Raw genomic sequence first — 20,553 nt, 5'->3', positions numbered from 1 at the left:
ATCGGTGAGATCAGACACGGACACTCCCCTCACCTTCAACACGAAGCTGGCTCTCGATACGTTCTGAGTGGTGACAAGCTCCCAGGCCACCCCCAAGGTGCCGAAGAGCCGGTTCCTGTTCCTGACACAGAGTTGTGGCGTAGGCGCATCGTGGTGCGAATGGGCACCCGCCGGTCGCGGCACCTCCGGAGGGGGGACTACCCGGTATTACCAAGAGTCTGGCAAGTCTGGCATCGATTGCAGGCCGGGATTTAGCCAACGCAGCGGTGTATGGATGGTGCGGATGCCAATGAAGCATGTCCGACGCCTGCATCTCGACGATTTTTCCCGCATACATAACAGCCGTCCGGTCACAGACCGCTGCAGCAAGATCCAGGTCATGTGTAATGAAGAGCATCGCCATATTGCGTTCACGGCGCAACTTATCCAGAAGCGCCATCACCTCGGCCTGGGTCGTGACATCGAGCGCCGTCGTTGGTTCGTCCGCGACGAGAACTGCAGGATCGGCGGCCAGAGCGGCGGCTATCATCACCCGCTGAAGCATGCCCCCCGACAGTTCGTGGGGATACTGGTTCAGTCTCCTGTGGGGGTCAGAGAGCCCGACCTCTTCCAAGGTGCGGCTAACCCTGGAGACCGCTTCAGCCTTGGGCATCTTCAAATTGGACACGAGCGCCTCAGTCAGAAAATCACCGATCTTTCGCACGGGGTTGATATGTGCGTGAGGATCTTGAAAGATCATCGCAACGCCACGAGTACGATACTCACGCAGTTCGCGGCTCGACATGCTGGAAATGTCTTTATTTCTGAATTGGCATATCCCCGTCAATTGCGCCGATGCCGGGTGCAGGCCCATGATTGCGCGCGCGGTGAGAGACTTCCCGGAACCGGACTCCCCCACGAGCCCCAAGGATTCCCCTGCTTTAATCGAGAATGTGACATCATGCACAAGAGTCTTCGACCCCTGGCGGCTCTTCAAGTGAATGCCTAAATGCTCTAGGCGAATTAGGTCCGTCATGATCTTTTGGCTTTCGTCATCTCGTCTACCTTTTCACCGAGAACGTTGAAAACTACCACAGTGATAATGATGAGCAATCCGGAAAATATTGCCTCGTCGGGATAACCGCGGAGCATTGAGGCCTCCCCGCTACTGACCATCAATCCCCAATCAGGCGAGGGGGGCTGCACTCCTAGTCCGAGAAATGAAACCATAGCCAGGTCCACCATGGCGTAACCGAATGACACGGTCGCCTGGGATATTACGTAGCCACTTAAGTTGGGAAGTAAATGCTTCACGCAGATCCTCCAGCTGGACATGCCTGATATTTTGAAGGCCGCTATGTAAGGCATACTGACTTCCCGGATGCCTGCACCTCGGATCAGGCGAGCGAAGTATGGCATGTAAGCAACCGCAAGGGCAGTGATCGGGGCAAGTAGGCCATTTCCAAAAACTGCCGCCGCCAAGATCGCAAGCAACAATCCCGGGATAGCGAACACTGCGTCAAGGAAGCGGGAGATGACGGCATCGACGGCGCCCCCGTACCACGCGGCAACTATCCCAACCGTGCACCCAAACAAAGACGCAATCAAGATGACCAGCAGGGGAGCCAGGATGCTCGTCCGCGAGCCGACAATCAGGCGGGACAAAAGGTCCCTGCCGTTCCCGTCCGTCCCCAGCCAGTGAGCTAATGACGGCCCTTGGTGTGCAGACCCTAAGTCAATGGCAACAGGATCCTGCGGAGCTATGGCCGGGCCGAAAATCGCCACGCCAACAATCACGATCACTATCGCGCTCAGTACCACGGCAAGTGGACTCTTGGGCAGGAGTTTCGCGTGCCAACGAGGATCTGGCGAACCGACCGTCTGGGGTGATGTAAGCAAAGTCATGTCTCAGACCACCTTTGTCAGTCGAAGCCGTGGGTCCACCAGGGTGTAGAGGATGTCAACGATCATGTTCACGAGGAGGAAGAAGGCGACCAACAAGAGCGTGGCCGCCTGAACGACCGGAAAGTCCTTATTCTCCGCGGATGAAACCAGCAGCCCGCCAACCCCGTCAATGCCGAACACTTTCTCAATTACGGCACTAACTGCTATCAACCCGGCGACGACCAGTCCAGCGGCCGTGGTTATGGGAATGAGTGCATTCCGCACAACATGGCGGCTGACAACGTTCCATGGGCTGAGGCCCGGGACCGCGCGGTTTCGACGTGCTCAAGCCCGAGCTGCTCCCGGGTTGCCACACGGGTAACCCGTGAAAGATAGGCGCTCGACGAGAGCGCAAGCGCCGTCGCGGGAAGAGTCATGTGCCAAAGTTGGTCGCCTATTCCGGTGCCCGCGCCAAACACAGGGAACCAATGTAGCTGAACCGCGAATATCATGATCAATACTATTGCGGCAACAAACCCCGGGATCGCCAATCCAATCGTGCCTGCATATGTGATCAGGTTGTCAACCGAGCGTCTGGAGATACCGGCCACGACACCACTACAGATTCCGAAAACCAGGATCAGGATGGATGCATATCCAATCAAAAACAGGGAATTCGGAATCCGACTTGCCAGCAGCGTTGAAACGTTCTCCTGGGATGAGATTGAAATTCCCAGATTCCCATGCATGATTCCAACCAGCCAATCCCAGTATCTGACCAGAAAAGGATCGTTCAAGTGATACTGATCGCGTATGGACGCCAGCGTTTCAGGAGCGACCGGGTGCCCGCCGGTAAGGAATGTGATCGGATCACCGGGAGCCAGGTATACGGCCCCGAAAACCGCAAAACTGGCTACCAGGGACGAACCAATCATCCCCACGATCCGCTGGGCTGCAATTTTCAGCATCCTGTGATTCGCCGTTTCTACTTCGAGGAGCCGAGATCTTGGGCCCAGGGATAGTAGAGATATCCGAACGATGAAGGAGCCCCCGCGACGCGAGAATTCAGGTAGAGGCGTTCGGATGTATTAAGGAGTGGAAGGATTGACCATGAATTGTCGAGAAGAGTTGTTGCCTTCGCTTCAGACGCCGCGCGCTGATCGCTGTCCCCGGTCGCATATGCGTCATTAACATTTTGAGCAAACTCGGGACTGTTGTAGTTTGCGTAGTTGTATTGACCGTCCGGCAAAAATTCATTAAGCAGCTGCATCGGATCCGCGATATCGATAAACCGAGCAGAAAGGAAAATGTCTATTCCCTTACGCGCGGCCGGATCGACTTGAAGCGCTGAAATCTGCGGTCCTGCCATCAGCTTCAGCTGGACATCCAGCCCTATTTGCTTACCTGCAGACTGGACAATTTCGGCTGTCTGCACGGCGGTGGCGTCATCGGACTGGGCCGCAAGCGTGACAGTTCCGTTGGTTGCGCCAGCCTGTTGAACAAGCTTTTGAGCTTCGGCGAGGTTGACATCCGGCGACGGTCGCCCGTCGTATCCAGCTTGGAAGATCTTTGTGCCAAACCCCCAGACTGCTGGAAAATTCGCGGACCTAATGGGTGTCGCCGTTCCCTGATAGACGGATTTCGCCAGTGCGGACTTGTCAATCGACAGCCACAAGGCTTCCCTGACGCTGCTGTTGGCAAAGGCCCCAGGGCTGCCCGTGTAAAGCATGCCCGTCCACTGTGTACTAGGACCAGTGTAAAGCTTGCCAGTGGTGGAGGACTGAAGTTGAGTGACAGCTCCGACCGGAACCTCGTATGCTCCGTCGATCTGGTTGCTCTGCAGCGCGTTTGCCAGCGTAGAGGGGTCCGTCAGGAATTTAAAGTCGACCTCACCCACTTTCGGCTTAACCGCCGAGTCCCAATAGTCATCGTTTCGAACCATCGCTATCTGTTGCCCGGGCTGCCAGCTCTGCAGTTTGTAGGGCCCCGTGCACATCACACCCCCCGACGCAGTCCCATAACTGGTTCCATGGGACTCGACATACGATGCCTCGCCGATGGTTCCGCCATACGTGGCCAGCAGGCTGGGAAAGACTTCGTCAGGGCTCTTCATGTCGATCGTGACTTGTGACAGACCCGTTTCGCGGATGTCTTTGACATTAACAAAATAGACGCCCCAAAAAGCTCCGGATTTAGGGTCTAATTCACGTCCAAGACTGTAGGAGACATCTTTCGCGGTCAGTTCCTTGCCGTCCCAAAAGTGCACACCTTTTCGAATATTGAATACATATGTCAGGCTGTTCGGATGGTCCACCGACTCCGCCAGGAGGGGTTTGATCGAGTTGTCCGGATTCTGCCGCACCAGTCCCTCGCACAAGTTGGACAATACTGCATGCGATGAATAGTCGAACGCACGACCCCAATCCAATGATGTGGGTTCTCCCGCCGGCAGATCCCATACGACCTTCTCGAGAGAGCCCTTCGCCTTCGGTGGGGCTGCCGGTGAAGAGGAGACGCCTTGATCCCCTACGACGCCCTGTGTTGTGCAACCTGAGACCATGAGACCCAGACTTGCGGATAGCGTGACGCCCAAGAATATGCGTGCGAACGCGGGGCTAGAGCGATGGATTCTCATAGGGAAATCTCCTGCAGATCTGGGACTCATGTTTCTCCTCATTCTGTGAACCTTCGTCCGAGCTGGGTCATCGTGCAAACTCACTCGGCAGCCAGGTTGTTGACTCCTTTGTCGGCAGCTCGTCGAAAACCCTTGCCAGCGCTGCATTGTCCAACGATAGGATGCCAACGATGACATCTGCGCTGAACTCTGAACAGATGTGCGTGCCGTCGACCGTAAACGTATCTAAATCAAGCAATATTTTGGGAAATAGGACTCCGGTTCTTCGAAAATTGTGCACATTCGTCCGAATGAGGAAGCCCCCTCCAGCGGCGGAGGAGAGTCAACTGGCCCTCCGCTGAACCGATAGCTTCACTCATGATCGGCACAAATGGCCGTTTTTGTGCAGGCGAAGCCGCTTCGTGGAGCTCCGGTGCCGGCATCTTCGACAAGTAAGCGCACCGCCCGGTGGCATATGGCGTTCCATCCTCGCCGAGGTGGCCTCTAACGAGTCCTGAAGTTCGTGTAACCAGCTGCGTTGTGCCGTTTTCGTCACCTAGCCAGCCACGCTTGAGGACTCCGATGGCATGCTTCCCGGTAAGGGAAGGCTTGCCGGCGCACCCCTCGGCCAAAACCTCGTGGGCCTCAAACGACTGGGGCGCCGCGCCGCCCGAGCCCACTATTTCCGTGCTCAAGAACGGGACGCTGATCGGCGAAGTCACATCAGGCCAGCCGAGCCCGACAATCGGCTACCCGGTTGCCCTGGCGTATGTGGACGTCGAGCACGCCGAACCAAGCGCAATTGTTGACGTCGAACTGCGCTGGAAAGCCGAACCGTTCGAGGTTGAAGCACGGCCGTTCTACAAGCGCCAGAAATAACCCATCGGCCCGGTGCGCGCAAGGGGCCAGCAGGCCGCACGTTCGCTCAGTGGACGTCCTGGCGCCGAGCGCGCGGAGTCCTTCGGGTCCCCGCTACTCAGCCGGGCCACGATGTACGAAACAACAGTTTTCAGACAGACGAAAAGTTAGGAATTGGAAATGCGCAATGTAGTTGCTGAACTGCAATACTCCGATGAGCACGAGTGGGCTGCCCGCGACGCCGGCTCGAACATTGCGTCTGTCGGTATCTCCGCCGTGGCCACCGATGCCCTCGGCGACATCGTCTACGTTGACTTGCCCGAGGTCGGCTCGGCTGTGACCTCTGGTGAGACCTGCGGCGAGGTTGAGTCCACGAAGTCCGTTTCGGACCTGTACTCCCCGGTGACGGGCGAGATCACGGAAGTGAACTCCGCCGTTGTCGACGATCCTGCCCTGATCAACAACGATCCGTACGGTGCGGGTTCGCTCCAAGGAACCTGAGGTTTGCGGTCCTCAAATGCAGGCAAGAATGCATGAACTGACGGCTGGCGGCACCTCGGCGGCTGGTCCCTAGCCCTTGAAGACCGGCGCCCGCTTCTCCTGGAACGCCCGGAACCCCTCGGCGTAATCCTCGGTCTTGCAGAGCCGTGCCTGTTCGTTGTTCTCTTCAGTCATCGCGTCCCACAAGCCAAGGCGCCGGTCACGGATGTCCGCTACGAGCCCCTTGCTGGCATTGAACGCGCTCGTGGCACCCGCCGCTACCCGGTCCACGATGATCCGCGTAGCCTCCAACAAGGCATCATCAGGCATGACCCGGCTGAACATTCCCTGCGCCACGGCCTCGGCGCCGCTGATCAGGTCGGCCGTGTAAATGAGGTCCAGCGTCCGGTGCATGCCCAAGCGCTCCGTGAAGTACCAGTGCCCGCCCGAATCCAAGGTTGCCCCCAGCTTGGCGAACGGCGAACCGAACCTGGCGTTCTCCGCCACGTACACCACGTCCGTGGCAAGCAACAGCCCCAGCCCGACGCCAAGGCACGCACCATGCGCCGCCGCGAACGTCGGAGCCGGGAAGGCAGCCATCTTCTTCAACAGCGGCTCCACCAGCCCGCTGAGGTAAGCCTTCGCGTCGTCGCTCTCCGGCGTCACGCCCGCAATGTCGCGTCCCGCGCAAAAGGCGCGGCCCTCTCCGCGCAAGAGCAGCGCCCGCACCATGCCGCGAGAGGCGGCGGCAGCGGCGTCGTCGTACGCCTTACCCAGGTCCGCCAGCGCGGCCTCGTCCAGCGAATTCAGTTTCTCCGGGGCGTTGAGGACAACTTCGGCAATGCCGTTGGCGATGGAGAGCTCGATCATTCGTTTATTCCTTAGACGTCGAAATCGACCGTGACGGATTCACTCGTGGGGTGGGACTGGCAAGTAAGAACGTAGCCCTTGTCCAACTCATCCTGCTCCAAGGCGTAGTTCTCGTCCATGCTGACCGTCCCGCTGACGAGTTTCGCGCGGCACGTGCCACACACGCCACCGGCGCACGCGAACGGCACATCCGGGCGGACACGCAAAGCAGCGTTGAGAATCGATTCCCGGGCGTGCGTGGGGCTGGCCACCTCACCCTGGAGACCGTCGAGCTTGAAGGTGATCTTGAACGTCTCCTGCGACTCGTCCACCACGACGGGCCGGCCGGCATTGCCCTCGGGGCGGTCCGGGCGGCCGGTGGTGAACAGCTCGAAACGCACGTGCTCAGGATCCACGCCGCGGGCAGCCAGGGTGTCCCGGCACAGCTGGACCAACTCGAACGGCCCGCAGAGGAACCATTCGTCCACGTCCTGCGCATGGATCGCGGTCCCCAGCAGCTGCTGCAGCTTCTCGGCGTCGATCCGTCCCGTCATGAGCGGCGCAATGCGCTGCTCGCGAGACAACACATGGTGCAACGCCAAGCGCGCCGGATACTTATCCTTCAGGTCCGCCAATTCCTCCAGGAACATCACGTCCATGGCGGCCTTGTTGGCGTAGATCAGGTCGAAGCGCGTCTCCGGGTTGGCGGCCAGCAGCGTGCGGGCGATCGCGATCACCGGGGTGATGCCCGAACCGGCGGCGATGGCCACGAAGGAGCCGGCGTCGCCGAGCTCCCCTGCCATGTCCTGCGGATTGTTCATGGAGTTCATGACGTTCTGCTGGACGGTCTTGCCGTCCTTGCCGTGCTTGGAAATGAACGCGCCCATGGGGCTCATGACGTCCAGAGTGTCGCCGACCTTGAGCTCCGCGTTGGCCCACGTGGAGAAGATACCGCCCAAATCCTTCTTGATGGCAACGCGGATCTCGCTGCTGCCGTCCGCGAAGCTGCGCGGCTCGGCACAGATGGAGTAGCTGCGGCGGACCTCGTGCGGCTCCCCGCCCTCATCCGGAAGCGTGGTCCGCAGCGCCACGTACTGGCCGGGAAGGTAGTCATACTGGCCGGCGAGCTCCGCCGGAACATCGAACGTGACCTCAATGGCGTCTTCAGTCAGGCGGCGGACTTCCGAAACGCTGAGGGAACGGAAGGACGCACGACGGCGGCCGGTGGCCTGCGCTTGTTCGGCGGCAGTCTGGCGGACAACGGGCATGTCAGATTCCTTACAGGACTTTGAAGTAGTCGAACGGTTCCTTGCAGTCCTGGCAGACAAAGAGCGCCTTGCAGGACGTGGAACCAAAGCGGGTGAGTTCCTTGGTGTTCAGCGAAGAACACTGGGGGCATTTCACGGCGAGGCTCAGGCGGACTTTGCCCGCGTGGCCGCCGGCCTTTGAGTGGCCGCTGGGGGGCGCGATACCGTACTCCTGCAGCTTGGCCTTTCCGTGCTCGGTCATCCAATCCGTGGTCCAGGCCGGAGACAAGACCAGTTCCACATAGACACTCGGGTAGCCCTCTTTGTGGAAGACGGTCTTGAGGTCGTCGCGGATGGCATCCATCGCAGGGCAGCCCGAGTACGTCGGCGTGATGGTGACCTGGACAGCGGGGACCAACCCGCCGTCGTCGAACAGTGCCACGTTGCGGAGGATCCCCAGATCCTCAATGGTGAGAACGGGAATCTCCGGATCGCAGACCGTGGCCGCAATGGCCCAGGCCTTCTCCTCAGCCGTTGTCGCATTACTCTTGGCTGTTGTGTCTTGAATGAACATGTCCACCACCGTCACCAGCTTGCCCCGGGATGTTCGCGGGCCAGCACTTGCATCTCGGCCAGGATGTAGCCCAAGTGCTCGGAATGCTTGCCCTGGCGGCCGCCACCGGGGGCCGGCTGCACCTGCGGGACCTGAAGGTCCGCTTCGGCCAGGACCTCGCCGGTCAGGCGGTCAAAGTCCGCCCGCAAGCTGGAAGGTTGCACGCCGGCACCGGACGCGCTGAGGCGACCCGTGAGCTCGTCGTCGCGGAAGAGCTCGTCCACGTACGGCCAGATGGTCTTGAACGCGTGGATCATCCGCCTGCGGGACTCGTCCGTGCCGAGGGCAAGGCGCAAGACCCACTGGGTGCTGTGATCGCGGTGGTAGTCCACTTCCTTGACGGCCTTCGCCGCAATCCCTGCCATCGTGGCATCCGTGGACTGGGCCAGCCGCCGGTACAGCTCGAACTGGTAAAAGCTCACCACGAACTGCCGGGCGATCGTGTGCGCGAAGTCGCCGTTGGGCTGCTCGAAGATCTGGACCGAACGGAAATCAGGCTCGCGGCGGAAGTAGGCCAGATCATCCTCGCTCCTGCCGTCAAGACCGCCGGCGTAGCTGAGGAAGGACCGCGCGTGGCCCAACTGGTCCAGCGCGATGTTGCCCAACGCGATGTCCTCTTCAAGCTCCGGCGCGCGGGAAATCCAGTGGCCGAGCCGCTGCGCGAGGATCAGGGCGTCATCGCCCAAACGCAGGGCGAACTCGGCAACGTCCTCGCTCGGCTTGGCCGTGCCATGGCTGACCGAGAGGGCAATGTCCTCCGGGCGCAACGCGTTGCCCGGGGTAATGCGGGTGGCACTGGCGGCACCGTCGCCGCTGGCACCAGCACCGGACACGCCGACGGAGATGTCCCCGTGGCCGCCGTCGTTCACGTCGTTTGCCGGGGTTTCAGTGGGGGCCGCGTCCGTGGGGGCGGCGTCGATGGGGGCGGCTGTTTCGGGGCTGCTCACAGGTGCTTCACACCCTCACTCTTGGTGTAGTACGTCGCGTGGCGGTAATCCTTGCCCTGGGGGGACTCAAAGAACGAGCCCTTCGAGTCCGGATCGCTCGAGGCGATCGCGTCCGCCGGGACAACCCAGATGGACACGCCCTCGTTGCGGCGGGTGTAGAGGTCGCGGGCATTACGCAACGCCATCGCAGCGTCAGGAGCGTGCAACGAGCCTGCGTGGACGTGCGACAATCCGCGGCTGGAACGGACGAAAACTTCCCAGATGGGCCAGACGTTGCCTGCGTGGGGTTCGGGGGTGGTCATGCGGATACCTTTTCTGCTTGCTTCGTTGCCTGCTTTTCCGCGTAGGCGGCGGCGGCTTCGCGCACCCAGGCGCCGTTCTGATGTGCTTCGCGGCGCCGTTCCAGGCGCTGGGCGTTGCACGGGCCACGGCCGGCAAGCACTTCGTGGAACTCGTCCCAGTCCAGCGGGCCGTGCTCCCACTTCTTCGTTTCCTCGTTGAAGCGAATGTCCTTGTCCGGCAGCGTCAGCCCCAGGACCTTGACCTGCTCCATCATCATTCCGACGAAGCGGTTGCGGAGCTCGTCGTTGCTGAACCGCTTGATGTTCCAGGCCATCGACTGCTTGGAGTTGGGCGAATCATCATCCGGCGGCCCGAACATCATCAGCGCCGGGGCGTACCAACGGTTCACGGCTTCCTGTGCCATCTGCTTCTGCTCAGGCGTGCCGTTGGACAGTTCCAGCAGGATCTCGAAACCCTGGCGCTGGTGGAAGGACTCTTCCTTGCACACGCGAACCATGGCACGGCCGTAGGGGCCAAAGGAGGCACGGCACAGCGGTACCTGGTTTGCGATCGCGGCTCCGTCCACCATCCAGCCGATGGCGCCCATGTCCGCCCAGGTCCGGGCCGGGTAGTTGAAGATCGAGGAGTACTTGGCTTTGCCGTCCATGAGGTCCTGCATCATCTGGTCACGCGGCTGGCCGAGGGTCTCAGCTGCCGAGTACAGGTACAGGCCGTGGCCTGCCTCGTCCTGTACCTTAGCCATGAGGATAGCCTTGCGCTTGAGGCTCGGAGCCCTGGTGATCCAGTTGGCTTCCGGCTGCATGCCGATGATTTCCGAGTGCGCGTGCTGCGAGATCTGGCGCAGGAGTGTCTTGCGGTAGGCCTCCGGCATCCAGTCGCGGGGTTCGATGCGCGAGTCCTCGGAGATGACGCGGTCAAAGTACGCCTTACCGGCAGTCTCCCGCTCTTGCTCTTCCGGGGACAGCTCAGCGGGCACAGACTGCAGATTCTGCGATGCCATGGTTGCTCCTAAATATTTACCGACCGTTCGTTCAGGATATGGGCAAGGCCCGAGATGCGTCAAGCGTTCAGGCGTCCGCGCGACGCGACGCTCGCTCACCTATCGGGGCAAAATACGGGACGCTCGCTCACCTATGGGGACAAAAGACGAGACGCTCGCTCACCTCAAGTGAGCGAGCGTCCGTGGGAAACACCCCATAGGTGAGCGAGCGTCGTGGGCGGCGCGCGTCCGGTGGCGGCCCGCGTCCGGGGGGACGACAGCGCAACCGGCCGTCCCGCCGTCGGGCACTACCGAACGGCCGCCCCGCAATGGCGACGCTCGCTCACCTATCGCGGCAAAAGACGAAACGCTCGCTCACCTATCGCGGCAAAAGACGAAACGCTCGCTCACCTCAAGTGAGCGAGCGTCCGCGGGAAACACCCCAAAGGTGAGCGAGCGTCGTGGGACAGCGTGCGGCAGCTCGCTTAGCCGAGCACTGGCGCCAAGGCGGGTCGGGGCGCAAGCTGCTTCCGCGCCCAGCGGGCCAGCTTCTTGCCCTTGCCCTTCCACCAGCTGTCCTCGTCGTTGTCCTGATGCCAGCGGAAGATGATCATCACCATCACGAAAACACCCATGGCCACGTCCGCCCAAGACCAGAGGATCGCTTTAGCCAGCACGCTGACGCCCATGACGAGAATCGACGGCACCGCCAGGGTCCTGAAGATGCTGTTAGCCACGTAGCGCCGATGGGATCGCGGCACGGACAGCGCACGGACCATGTCGAAACACACGCATACCACCACCACTGTCTGACCCAGATCCATCAGGATCAGCCCGGGCAACGAGCTTGCGAAAAAGGCAGCTGACTCCATTCCCGCGCTCAACGGACAACCTCCGTCAAGGCAAGAGACGGAACGGGCGTAAGGATATTGCAGAAACCGCGCATACGAACAACCCCCAGAGACCAGAAACGACGCCGTGAGACCGGCTGAGTCCCATTCAATCCGCTGCCTCCGGAACGGGTCACGAGTAGTCGGTACTCGAATTTTCCGCGGCCGACTACTTGCTACTTGGACGGTGCTCAGCTAACCGGCCCCTTCAGGTGCCGTCCCCAGGAGAAAGCCGCTCAACCTGCGGTGGCGTACTCCGGGGGCGCCCCGGCGGGCAGCGCCACCACAAAGGTGCTTCCGCCGCCTGGCCGGCTGAAACAGGTGATGCTCCCCCCATGGCGCTCCACAATGGACTTAGTGATGGACAGGCCGAGGCCGACGCCTGGAATTGCGGCCTGCCGGGCAGCATCCGTACGGAAGAAGCGGGTGAAGATCCTGGCCGCCTCGTCCGCGGTCATGCCCATGCCCGTATCCTGCACTTCAAGCCGGACCCAGCTGTCATTGCGCGCCGCCCGAACGCTCACGAGGCCACCACCGGGCGAATACTTAATGGCGTTGGACACCAGATTGTCCAGGGCCTGCCCCAGCCTCAAAGGATCAGCATCCGCCCACAGCGGCGCCGCCACCTCCGCCACCAAGCCAACATTGGCGGCGTTGGCCTGCGCCTGGGCGGACACCAAGCTATTCTCGATCAATCCCGCCAAGTCCGTGCGCCGCAGATGTACAACCTCGACGGCGGCGGCGGACAACAGCAGGTCTTCCACCAGGGCGCGGAGCCGCCCGGCATTGCGTTGAGCGATTTCCACGAAACGCCTCGGTCCCGGGGATAGCTCCTCGGCATTTCGAAGCACGAGGTCCAGATTGCCCAAGATCGACGTCAGCGGAGACCCGAACTCATGCGAAACGTTCGCCACCAGTTCATCCTTGGCCGCTAACGCCTCAACCACGTCAGTTACGTCCCTGAAAACGATCACCGCGCCGCCAAACCGGTCGTCGATGTTGTTCTTCATCCCTCGGGCGGCAGTAGAAATAGCCCGCTGCTCGGCGCCTGAACCGAACCACACGAGGTAGTCGGAGAACGTCTCCCCTCGAGTCGCCCTTCGAACAGGGCTCTTTTCCGGGGGAAGCGGCGTCTGGCGGTCCAGTCCGAAAACAAGCTGCTCATGGTGTGCTGGATCCGGAGAGCCTTCCGACGGCGTGGCCAAGCGCAGGAATGCTCTTTGTTGGTTGTTGACCAGAAGGGTTTCACCCTTCGAATCGACGGCGACAATTCCGACGTCGATCGTGTCCAGGATGGTCTTGAGCAGCGTTTCCCTCTGTCGGCTGGCGGCAAGCAATTGGCGCAATGCGTAATCCCGGCGCTTTACCCGCTCTTGCAGCAGTTGGGCATTGGATCCTGCCATGCGGATTGAGACCCCTACCGCAAACATCATCATTGGCAAAAGCACCAGCGAGGAAAGATCCGAAGCGGGCGGATACGGCAAACGCGCAAGAACGGGTGGAAGCGCGATAAAGAAAGGGCCCGCAAAACTCAGGATCAGACTTGTCCTGGAGAGCATGCCCGAGGCCGACAGCCAGATCACGGGAAAGATGGCCAAGGTGTTCAGGCCCGGCATGACGTTGAAAGCGCCGTTTCGCGTGAAGCACAATGCAACCAGATCCAGAATGGGGATCGTCAGGCTGAGGCTCGGAGGCAGGCGCTCCCACGGAATCAGCAGGCAAGCCAGGAAAAGGATTCCGTGAAGGAAGACTCCAGTTAAAAACAACCAATTCTGGATTAACCCTGGCCAAAAAGCAGGGGCTGCGATCACCACGACCGCGACGATGAGCGTCACCGGCAATTCACAAATGGCCAACCGGACTCGCGGCTGAAGTTTCCTGAAAAATCGGGCGGCCTTGCGAAATAAAGGCTGCTCACTCAAGTCGAGACCCTTCGTTGGAGATTCGCGGACAAATTATTGCAGCGATACCCCCAAGATCACCGAATACGCCGACTCCGCAGATCGACACGAACGTGCGGAGCGACGCATAATCCACATATTAGATGCCAGATGCCTTCAATGCTTGTATCGTAGCTTTCGGTGACATTTACCGCATTGCGCTGGGCTGTGCGGCGGTGGGTACCGACTCAAGGATGACAATGGGCGAGCCTGGGGTAGCTGTAGTCATTGAGGATGACGAAGACGTACGAAATTTGGTTGACGCCATCCTCAAGGAAGCCGGATTTGTGGTGCACTCCGCCGCAACCGGACGTGAAGGCGTGGAAGTGGTACGGGATAAACGCGCCGCAGTGGTAACGCTGGACGTTGGTCTTCCAGATATGGATGGCCACGAGGTCCTGCGTCGAATTCGGCAATTCAGCGACGCCTATGTGGTGATGCTGACTGCCAGGCGCGATGAGCCGGACACTTTGACGGCCTTCCTCACCGGGGCGGACGACTACATTAAAAAGCCGTTCTTACCGCGTAAATTGAGGGCGCGGGTCACCGCGATGATGCGAAGGCCGCGCACGACCGACGGCTTTGCTTCGCACCCCGAGGGTCTCGGGATTGGTTCGGTTGGTGTTGGTTCGCTTGGCGTTGGCTCTGGCCGGGGCGATTCCGCCCGCCCGCACGAATCCGAGCAAGCCGTGATGAAGCACAATGGCTTGGCCCTGAACTACAAATCACGCATGGCCACGCTTCAAGGTTTGCCCCTGACGTTGACCCGAAGCGAATTCGATTTGCTGTTCGATATACTCCGCTCTCAAGGGGAGGTACGGAGCAAGGCAGACCTTGTCCGGGCTGCCCGAGGCGACTACTACGACGACAATGCGTACATCAGCGAAGCCGACGAGCGGGCTGTTGAGACTCATATCGGCAACCTTCGCCGAAAGCTCCGTGAAGATCCACAATCGCCGCGCTTCCTGCAGACGGTCCGAGGGGTCGGTTACCGGCTGGCTCCGAAAAGACTGGCTTAGGTGTTCGAGCCCGGCCTGGAGCGTCAATCGTTCCGGAGTACGTAACTGTCCTTTAGTTCTTGGACCGTGGCGTAGCCGCAGTCAGCCACGTCACTGAGGAGGGGCTGGGCTTCGCGCAATCCACCATTCCGTATGTGTTCCTCCAGCTGACCCGCGAGGAGCGCAAGGCGGACACCGCCCACCATGGCAGAGGATGTCCTCAGGCTGAGGATCGCATCCAATGCCCCGGAGACATCACCGCGTCCGACGGCGGCTGCCAGAATTTCGTACCGCGTCCCCCATAGCTTTGCGAAATCGCCCGCAAAGCTTCGTGCAATTTGTGGATTGTCCACTTGATCTTCCAGAAGCTGGAATTCCGCGAGGTCTAGTATCGGTTGCTCAGCAAGCCGGGCCGCACACAGCCCGTCGGGGGCGCTGGCCGAACCCCTATGATGGGGGCCTGCGTCCTCGTTGACTTCGCTGGATCCTGAACTGAACATAGCCCAATGCTACTTTCTGAATTCCGGAAAGACCGAACTTATGCTTATCTTAAGGAAATCTTAGGCATTTCTTGATTTATCTTCTTTTGTCCCAGATCGCTTAAATTGAGGAATGCTATGTTGCGCTCAGCCTCCGCTGAAGCTGGCTATGGTGTTGATGACGGCCGGACCCAGAATGGCGATGAACAGCACTGGGAAGATGAAGAGCAGAAGCGGGAAGAGAACCATCACCGGAAGCTTCATAGCCTTCTCTTCGGCACGTTGGCGGCGCTTCACCCGCATCACCTTCGCTTGGACCCTGAGGACCCGGCTGATGGCAATACCGTACGCGTCGGCTTGGATCACAGCCTGGACGAAGCTCCGGAGCTCAGGAACGTTGGTGCGTTCGGCCAGTGCAAGGTAGGAATCGCGCCGGCTACGTCCTACCTGCATGTCCTGCAGCGTCCGCACCAACTCCTCGGCGAGAGGGCCTTTCCCGTTTTCTCCGGCGCGTGCCATTGCCCCTTCAAAACCAAGCCCTGCTTCTACAGATATCAGCATTTGGTCCATGGTGTTTGCGAGTTCCAATTGCATGGCTTTTTGACGCTCCTGCCCTTTGCTGTAAAGCAGCAGATCCGGAATAAAATAGCCAAGTAATACAACAAATATCCCGACGAGTTTGATGATCCCGCTTGAACTGTTGGCACTAATTAAAAAGCCAAAAAGCGCACCGCACAATCCCAGGGCCGGCTTGGCTGCGAGGACGCGCCCCAAAGGGAGCGACGGCGGACGGCCCGCCAGGGAGATCAGCCTGTCCAGCTTCTGCACGTAGCTTCCAGGGGTGAGTCGATAGCCGATGACATCGAGTGCGCCACCCCGCTTCTTTGGCCCTTCCCCGGCAACGCTTTCACCTCGCGCCAAGAGCTCCCTCACGACGCTTTGCCCCTTGCGGTCAACCGACAGAATGGACCATGCGAGATAGGCGATAGGCAAAGGAACCAGCAGCAGGGCAAGGAGGAAAAGGGGATTCATGTCGCCTCAGAACTTCAAGTCGATGATCTTGCGCATCCAGAGACCGCCAATAGTCATGAGGATGACGGACGCCACGATCATTCCCCAACCAAGGGGATGGGTAAACATCACGTTCATGTACCCCGGATTGACAAGCATCAGCATGGTCACGATGCCGAAGGGAAGCGCCATCAGGATGTATCCCGAGAACTTTCCCTCGGCTGCAAGGGACTTGATGTGTCCCTTGATCTCGCTGCGTTCGCGTATGGTTTCGTTCACTTGGTCCAGCACCTCTGCAAGGTTTCCGCCCACCTCACGGTTGATTTGGATAGCTTGGGCTATCCAGACAAAATCCTCGCTCCGCATCCGTTCCGCGGCGTCGTTAAGCGAGTCCTGCAGGTCACGGCCCAGGCTTGTCTCTGTGATGATCCTGCGCATTTCCTCGGACGTCGGGCTGGGTGACTCGGTGGCTGCGGCGTCGATGGCACGAAGGATGCTGTGGCCAGCACGCAGGCCGCCGGACAATAGTTGGAGGGTGTCACCGAGCTGATCGTCAAACTTCGCCCGTCGTTTCCCGGACAGGAACCGGGTGATCAGCCGCGCGACGATGGGCGCCGGAATGAAGAACAAGATGGCGACGACGGGCCCGCCGACGACGAGTCCGATCAACGCACCCACGAATGCGCCGGCGATCATGAGGATAAAGAAGTCCGCTTGGCTCATGCGCAGACCGGCGTTTTCCAGTTCTTCACGGTTGAAAAACTGAACGTTGCGCCTCGTCAGAAACCTGTGGAGGACGTCGGCGGCCGAACCTGCAAAGCGGGTCAGCTGGGACCCCGAATTCACCTGGTAGGGCCGCCGGCGATCCAGCGGAACCTCGGGGGTTTTCGGCAAGATCACGGCCATCCCAAGGAGCAGGATGGCTGAAAGCATCAAACCCATTCCAGTCAACAGCATCATGGTTCGCTCACGCCTTTGCTGTCATTGCCAGGGGTGCGGCGAAGACCTCGGGAGAGACTCGAATGCCCAGATCGTCGAAGCGGTCGATGAACCGCGGACGGATACCCGTTGGCACTGGCCTGCCAAGAAACTTCCCATGACTATCAACGCCGGCCGAGTAGTCGAAAACGAAGGCGTCTTGGAGGGTGACAATATCGCCTTCCATGCCTTGGACCTCAGTCACATGCGTGATGCGGCGCGTCCCGTCCCGCAAACGGGAAATTTGGATGATCAGATTCACTGCGGACGCAATTTGCTCCCGGATAGCGCGCAACGGCAAGTCCATGCCCGCCATGAGCACCAGGGTTTCCAAGCGGGCGACGGCGTCACGAGGGGAATTTGAGTGGACCGTTGAGAGGGAGCCGTCGTGGCCTGTGTTCATGGCCTGCAGCATGTCGAGAGACTCTCCGCCACGGACCTCGCCGACGACGATCCTGTCCGGACGCATACGGAGGGAGTTCCGGAGCAACTCCCTGATGGTCACTTGGCCCTTCCCCTCTGTGTTCGGGGGCCTGCTCTCCAGCCTGACCACATGTTGTTGCTGGATCTGAAGTTCGACCGCGTCCTCGATGGTGACGATGCGGTTGTCCTCCGGGATGAACGACGAAAGAACATTCAGCAGGGTGGTCTTGCCGGTTCCGGTACCTCCGGAAACAATGATGTTCAGTTTCGCCTTGACGCAAGCATTGAGGAGTTCGGCCATCTCGGGCGTGAGCGTGCCGAAATCGATCAGGTTCCTAATGGTCAATGGCACTTTGCTGAATTTTCGGATGGTCAGCGATGATCCCCCAACCGCAAGAGGCGGGATCACGGCGTTGACTCGCGAACCGTCTTCAAGGCGTGCGTCAACGAGCGGGGACGATTCGTCGATCCGGCGTCCCACCTTCGAAACGATGCGTTCAATGACCCTCCGGAGATGGTCCTCCGAACTGAATCCGGAATCCGTGAGGATCAGCTTGCCTTTCCTTTCGACGTAGATCTGGTCCATCCTGTTGACCATGATTTCCGTGACGTCCGGATCGTCCAGCAGGCGTTGGAGCGGACCATAACCAAGGACGTCGTCTGCCACGTCCGCTACGAGCCGGCTGCGCTCATCGGCGGATAGGGGGACCTGCTCAGCGTCGATGATCCGAGTGAGTTCCTCCCGCGCTGTTGTCCCCAACTCGTGTTCGCTCACGCTCGAGTCGTTGAACCTGGTTCCCAGGCGTTCAAACAATGCGGTTGCGGCGCGACCCTTGAGCGCAGCGAAGGCGTCCACCGGTTGCGGCGCCTTCGCCTTGGGAGAGTCCGGATGGTCGGACAGCTTGACTGAGATATGGGGTACGGCCCCGGCGACTTTCCCGGCGGGATTCGGCCCAGGCACTTTCGTGGACTCGGCAAATGTCGGTTTCGATGCGTGGGGCATGCCCGGTTCCGGCTCGCTTTGTACCGAAGCATGGACATTTGTGCCGGTGGATGCGTGGATCTTACCCTCGGCAGCGCGCAAGCGTTCAGACAGCTTCATCTACACCACCACCCTCCTGTGAAGTTTGCGCTGGGCCGTAGCACGCCACGCAGGGTTGAAGCGTTCCACCAGTTGCTTGAGTCCCTTGACAGCCGGATCCTTCACAGCCTCCTGAAGCACGGGAATTCCCCTGTTGGTGGAGAACGCAACGGCCTTAGACCGGGGGATGCTCACATCCACGGGTGCGCCGACAGTCGACTCGACATCCTGGACCGACAAACCGGACTTTGAATCAGCCATGTTGAGCACCACATGCCGGGTTTCCGGCAACAGGTTCAGCCGGCGGAGGATGTCCAGTCCAGAGCGCAGGCCCCGGACGCTGGGAACGTCCATGCCCGTCACCCAAACAGCGTCCGAGCATTGTTCGAGGGCTGCGAGCCCGATTTCAGGTAGTCCGGGGGCGGTGTCCACCACCACATACTGGAACTGTTCGGCAAGCTGTTCGAGCAAGCGGCGCACCTGTTCCGGCGAGATCTCGTCAGCTTCTACGGGGTCATTCGGCGCGCACAAAGCGTAGATACTTGCCGGGTGAACCGTGAGAAAGGCCTTGAGCACCAGGGAATCCTGGCTGGCCGACGGCGTGACGGCGTCAGTAACAGTGTGTTCCGGATTGAGGTAGAGCCCGGACGCGACGTCGCCGAACTGTAAGTCCAGATCGACGATCACGACGCCCATCGGCGCGATCTTGCCCAGCCCCACGGCAATGTTCGTGGCAATTGTCGTCTTGCCCACCCCACCTTTGGGAGAGAAGACACCGATCACCAAGCCCTTCCGGGAGTCTGGTTGCTGAGATTCCATGGTGCGCTGACGGCTAGCGAAAGACTGGCATGCGCGCTCAAGCATGACCCGGATCTGGGCCAGGTCCGCGGCCGGGCTCATGATGTCTCGAATTCCGGAACGCATGGCTTGGAGGACGAATTCGGGGTCCAGCTCACTCACAAGGAGGACGCTCAGCTCCGGCAACTGCACATCGAAAACCCTGGCGAGGCGCAGGGCGTCATCAACGGGCACGTCGGGTCCCAGGATCAGGACCTCGAGTTGTTCCTGGTCAAGGGCGCCAAACAGCTCGGCCGGATCAGCCGGCAAGATGCTCGTGAAAAAGGTCTGCACGCTTCCGGGCAGGCCCCCGGCAACGGCTTGACGCAACCGTAAGTCAAAGTCGGTACTGGGGGTGATCAAGACAAAGCGGCTCATCAGTATACCCCACTCTGCTGCATGACGGTGGGGCCACTGTCTTTGGCATCCAACGGTTCTTTGCTGAGCCAGATCTTCTCGTACTCCGACGCGAAAACGATCTTGGAGGCGTCCACATCGTTGACGGCAACGGTCAGCAGGAGGGATCCAGTGGGAAGTGCACTGGCGTTGGGATCAGCCGCCGCACCGGAACTGGGATTCGGCGTCGGCTGCGCGCTCGCACCGGCTTGGGGCGCACGCTGGACCGCGGTCACAAGCACCTTGTGGATCGCCAACTCGGTAGTTTGCTTGTCCGGTTTCGCCTCGATTCCACCGGTGCCCATCGAGATGAATATTCCAATGTGGTCACCAGGAACCAGCCGTCCCCCGACCACCCGCTGCGGTTCCAGTTGAAACGAGACCTCCTGAAGCCCTGCGGGCACCTTGACGTCGCCCGAAGTCTTTAGGGCGTCGGGGGCTACTAAGCGTTCGGCCACCAGCGTCTCGCCCGGGACAAGGTCGACGGCGGCCACCTTGCCTGGCGAGTCCGCCAACGTGTGCAGCGCGGTTTTTGGGACAGCCGTTCCCGGCAGCTGCTGCGAGACCACGGAATCCTTCATGGCTTCCACCGGAGTACCGGCAGGAATCGCCGTTTTAACGACCAAAACGTCAACCGGAGCCAGGTTTTGAACCGCCCGTTGATCCGCGCCTTGGGCATAGGAGAAGACGAGAATCACCCCGACGATCGCCAGCACTGCTGCTAACGATCCGGCCAACAAGCGTGACTTCACTTAGTGCTCCCGATG

General features: G+C 60.2%; 19 protein-coding genes and 3 pseudogenes. 4 read left to right on the top strand and 18 right to left on the bottom strand.

Annotated features, from left to right (window positions below; translation table 11 throughout):
• Positions 1–10: 10 nt before the first annotated feature.
• A complete protein-coding gene (locus ABD884_RS02195) occupies positions 11–898 on the bottom strand; it encodes an ABC transporter ATP-binding protein (protein WP_345054404.1) in 888 nt (295 codons plus the stop codon).
• Here ABD884_RS02195 and ABD884_RS02190 point away from each other — a divergent pair.
• Positions 852–980, top strand: a complete 129-nt coding sequence (locus ABD884_RS02190; RefSeq protein ID WP_345055324.1) for a hypothetical protein — start codon at positions 852–854, stop codon at positions 978–980. The genes ABD884_RS02195 and ABD884_RS02190 overlap by 47 nt on opposite strands.
• 31 nt (positions 981–1,011) lie before the next feature.
• Here ABD884_RS02190 and ABD884_RS02185 read toward each other — a convergent pair whose 3' ends face one another.
• From ABD884_RS02185 to ABD884_RS02175, 3 genes and pseudogenes are all read right to left on the bottom strand, one after another.
• Positions 1,012–1,884: an ABC transporter permease gene (locus ABD884_RS02185; RefSeq protein ID WP_345035259.1), complete on the bottom strand. Its 873-nt coding sequence runs from the start codon at positions 1,882–1,884 to the stop codon at positions 1,012–1,014.
• A gap of 3 nt (positions 1,885–1,887) precedes the next feature.
• Positions 1,888–2,831, bottom strand: a pseudogene (locus ABD884_RS02180) (ABC transporter permease).
• A 17-nt stretch (positions 2,832–2,848) separates the two neighbouring features.
• A complete protein-coding gene (locus ABD884_RS02175; RefSeq protein ID WP_345035250.1) occupies positions 2,849–4,225 on the bottom strand; it encodes an ABC transporter substrate-binding protein in 1,377 nt (458 codons plus the stop codon).
• Positions 4,226–5,091: 866 nt separating this feature from the next.
• Here ABD884_RS02175 and ABD884_RS02170 point away from each other — a divergent pair.
• Both ABD884_RS02170 and gcvH read left to right on the top strand, forming a co-directional pair.
• Positions 5,092–5,356 (top strand): annotated as a pseudogene (locus ABD884_RS02170) (glycine cleavage T C-terminal barrel domain-containing protein); the annotation flags it as partial.
• Positions 5,357–5,515: 159 nt separating this feature from the next.
• A pseudogene (gcvH, locus tag ABD884_RS02165) lies at positions 5,516–5,824 on the top strand (glycine cleavage system protein GcvH); the annotation flags it as partial.
• A gap of 81 nt (positions 5,825–5,905) precedes the next feature.
• Here gcvH and ABD884_RS02160 read toward each other — a convergent pair.
• From ABD884_RS02160 to ABD884_RS02125, 8 genes are all read right to left on the bottom strand, one after another.
• A complete protein-coding gene (locus ABD884_RS02160) occupies positions 5,906–6,685 on the bottom strand; it encodes an enoyl-CoA hydratase/isomerase family protein (RefSeq protein ID WP_345035242.1) in 780 nt (259 codons plus the stop codon).
• Positions 6,686–6,696: 11 nt separating this feature from the next.
• Positions 6,697–7,932, bottom strand: a complete 1,236-nt coding sequence (paaE, locus tag ABD884_RS02155) for a 1,2-phenylacetyl-CoA epoxidase subunit PaaE (protein WP_345035239.1) — start codon at positions 7,930–7,932, stop codon at positions 6,697–6,699.
• 10 nt (positions 7,933–7,942) lie between these two features.
• A complete protein-coding gene (gene paaD, locus ABD884_RS02150) occupies positions 7,943–8,485 on the bottom strand; it encodes a 1,2-phenylacetyl-CoA epoxidase subunit PaaD (protein WP_345035233.1) in 543 nt (180 codons plus the stop codon).
• 11 nt (positions 8,486–8,496) lie between these two features.
• Positions 8,497–9,393 carry a 1,2-phenylacetyl-CoA epoxidase subunit PaaC gene (paaC, locus tag ABD884_RS02145; protein ID WP_345054399.1) on the bottom strand — a complete coding sequence of 299 codons (897 nt, stop codon included), beginning with the start codon at positions 9,391–9,393 and terminating at the stop codon, positions 8,497–8,499.
• A gap of 74 nt (positions 9,394–9,467) precedes the next feature.
• Positions 9,468–9,773 (bottom strand): 1,2-phenylacetyl-CoA epoxidase subunit PaaB, encoded by a 306-nt coding sequence (gene paaB, locus ABD884_RS02140; RefSeq protein ID WP_028265291.1) that lies wholly within the window; start codon positions 9,771–9,773, stop codon positions 9,468–9,470.
• The gene (paaA, locus tag ABD884_RS02135) at positions 9,770–10,774 is read right to left on the bottom strand and encodes a 1,2-phenylacetyl-CoA epoxidase subunit PaaA (RefSeq protein WP_028265292.1); all 1,005 of its coding nucleotides are present in this window, start codon (positions 10,772–10,774) and stop codon (positions 9,770–9,772) included. Before paaA ends, paaB begins: the two co-directional genes overlap by 4 nt.
• Positions 10,775–11,238: 464 nt before the next feature.
• Positions 11,239–11,637, bottom strand: coding sequence for a hypothetical protein (locus tag ABD884_RS02130; protein WP_345035217.1), 399 nt, complete (start codon positions 11,635–11,637; stop codon positions 11,239–11,241).
• 242 nt (positions 11,638–11,879) lie between these two features.
• On the bottom strand, positions 11,880–13,565 hold the full coding sequence (locus ABD884_RS02125) for a sensor histidine kinase (protein ID WP_345035213.1): 1,686 nt from the start codon (positions 13,563–13,565) through the stop codon (positions 11,880–11,882).
• A 218-nt stretch (positions 13,566–13,783) separates the two neighbouring features.
• On the opposite strand from ABD884_RS02125, the gene ABD884_RS02120 reads away from it, so the two are divergent.
• Complete coding sequence (locus tag ABD884_RS02120; RefSeq protein WP_345054386.1) at positions 13,784–14,602, top strand: response regulator transcription factor; 819 nt, start codon at positions 13,784–13,786, stop codon at positions 14,600–14,602.
• 23 nt (positions 14,603–14,625) lie between these two features.
• Here ABD884_RS02120 and ABD884_RS02115 read toward each other — a convergent pair whose 3' ends face one another.
• From ABD884_RS02115 to cpaB, 6 genes are all read right to left on the bottom strand, one after another.
• On the bottom strand, positions 14,626–15,081 hold the full coding sequence (locus ABD884_RS02115) for an Hpt domain-containing protein (RefSeq protein ID WP_345035209.1): 456 nt from the start codon (positions 15,079–15,081) through the stop codon (positions 14,626–14,628).
• A gap of 126 nt (positions 15,082–15,207) precedes the next feature.
• Entirely contained in the window at positions 15,208–16,092 is an 885-nt protein-coding gene (locus ABD884_RS02110) for a type II secretion system F family protein (RefSeq protein WP_345035200.1), read from the bottom strand.
• A 6-nt stretch (positions 16,093–16,098) separates the two neighbouring features.
• Positions 16,099–17,031: a type II secretion system F family protein gene (locus tag ABD884_RS02105; protein WP_028265300.1), complete on the bottom strand. Its 933-nt coding sequence runs from the start codon at positions 17,029–17,031 to the stop codon at positions 16,099–16,101.
• A gap of 7 nt (positions 17,032–17,038) precedes the next feature.
• Positions 17,039–18,574, bottom strand: coding sequence for a TadA family conjugal transfer-associated ATPase (locus ABD884_RS02100; RefSeq protein WP_345035192.1), 1,536 nt, complete (start codon positions 18,572–18,574; stop codon positions 17,039–17,041).
• Entirely contained in the window at positions 18,575–19,768 is a 1,194-nt protein-coding gene (locus ABD884_RS02095; RefSeq protein ID WP_345035188.1) for a CpaE/TadZ family protein, read from the bottom strand.
• Complete coding sequence (cpaB, locus tag ABD884_RS02090) at positions 19,768–20,538, bottom strand: Flp pilus assembly protein CpaB (RefSeq protein ID WP_345035183.1); 771 nt, start codon at positions 20,536–20,538, stop codon at positions 19,768–19,770. The genes ABD884_RS02095 and cpaB overlap by 1 nt, the downstream gene beginning before the upstream one ends.
• Positions 20,539–20,553: the final 15 nt, after the last annotated feature.

Source organism: Arthrobacter methylotrophus (genome assembly GCF_039539965.1).
GTDB classification, from domain to species: domain Bacteria; phylum Actinomycetota; class Actinomycetes; order Actinomycetales; family Micrococcaceae; genus Arthrobacter; species Arthrobacter methylotrophus.
Note: the sequence above shows the minus strand (reverse complement) of the source record. Positions and strands in the feature narration are given on the sequence as shown.

Coding starts and splice junctions, on each gene's coding strand:
- ABD884_RS02190 (WP_345055324.1), top strand. CDS start 852: ATGATTGCGCGCGCGGTGAGAGACTTCCCGGAACCGGACTCCCCCACG.
- ABD884_RS02185 (WP_345035259.1), bottom strand. CDS start 1,884: ATGACTTTGCTTACATCACCCCAGACGGTCGGTTCGCCAGATCCTCGT.
- ABD884_RS02160 (WP_345035242.1), bottom strand. CDS start 6,685: ATGATCGAGCTCTCCATCGCCAACGGCATTGCCGAAGTTGTCCTCAAC.
- paaE (WP_345035239.1), bottom strand. CDS start 7,932: ATGCCCGTTGTCCGCCAGACTGCCGCCGAACAAGCGCAGGCCACCGGC.
- paaD (WP_345035233.1), bottom strand. CDS start 8,485: ATGTTCATTCAAGACACAACAGCCAAGAGTAATGCGACAACGGCTGAG.
- paaB (WP_028265291.1), bottom strand. CDS start 9,773: ATGACCACCCCCGAACCCCACGCAGGCAACGTCTGGCCCATCTGGGAA.
- paaA (WP_028265292.1), bottom strand. CDS start 10,774: ATGGCATCGCAGAATCTGCAGTCTGTGCCCGCTGAGCTGTCCCCGGAA.
- ABD884_RS02120 (WP_345054386.1), top strand. CDS start 13,784: ATGGGCGAGCCTGGGGTAGCTGTAGTCATTGAGGATGACGAAGACGTA.
- ABD884_RS02115 (WP_345035209.1), bottom strand. CDS start 15,081: ATGTTCAGTTCAGGATCCAGCGAAGTCAACGAGGACGCAGGCCCCCAT.
- ABD884_RS02110 (WP_345035200.1), bottom strand. CDS start 16,092: ATGAATCCCCTTTTCCTCCTTGCCCTGCTGCTGGTTCCTTTGCCTATC.
- ABD884_RS02105 (WP_028265300.1), bottom strand. CDS start 17,031: ATGATGCTGTTGACTGGAATGGGTTTGATGCTTTCAGCCATCCTGCTC.
- ABD884_RS02100 (WP_345035192.1), bottom strand. CDS start 18,574: ATGAAGCTGTCTGAACGCTTGCGCGCTGCCGAGGGTAAGATCCACGCA.
- ABD884_RS02095 (WP_345035188.1), bottom strand. CDS start 19,768: ATGAGCCGCTTTGTCTTGATCACCCCCAGTACCGACTTTGACTTACGG.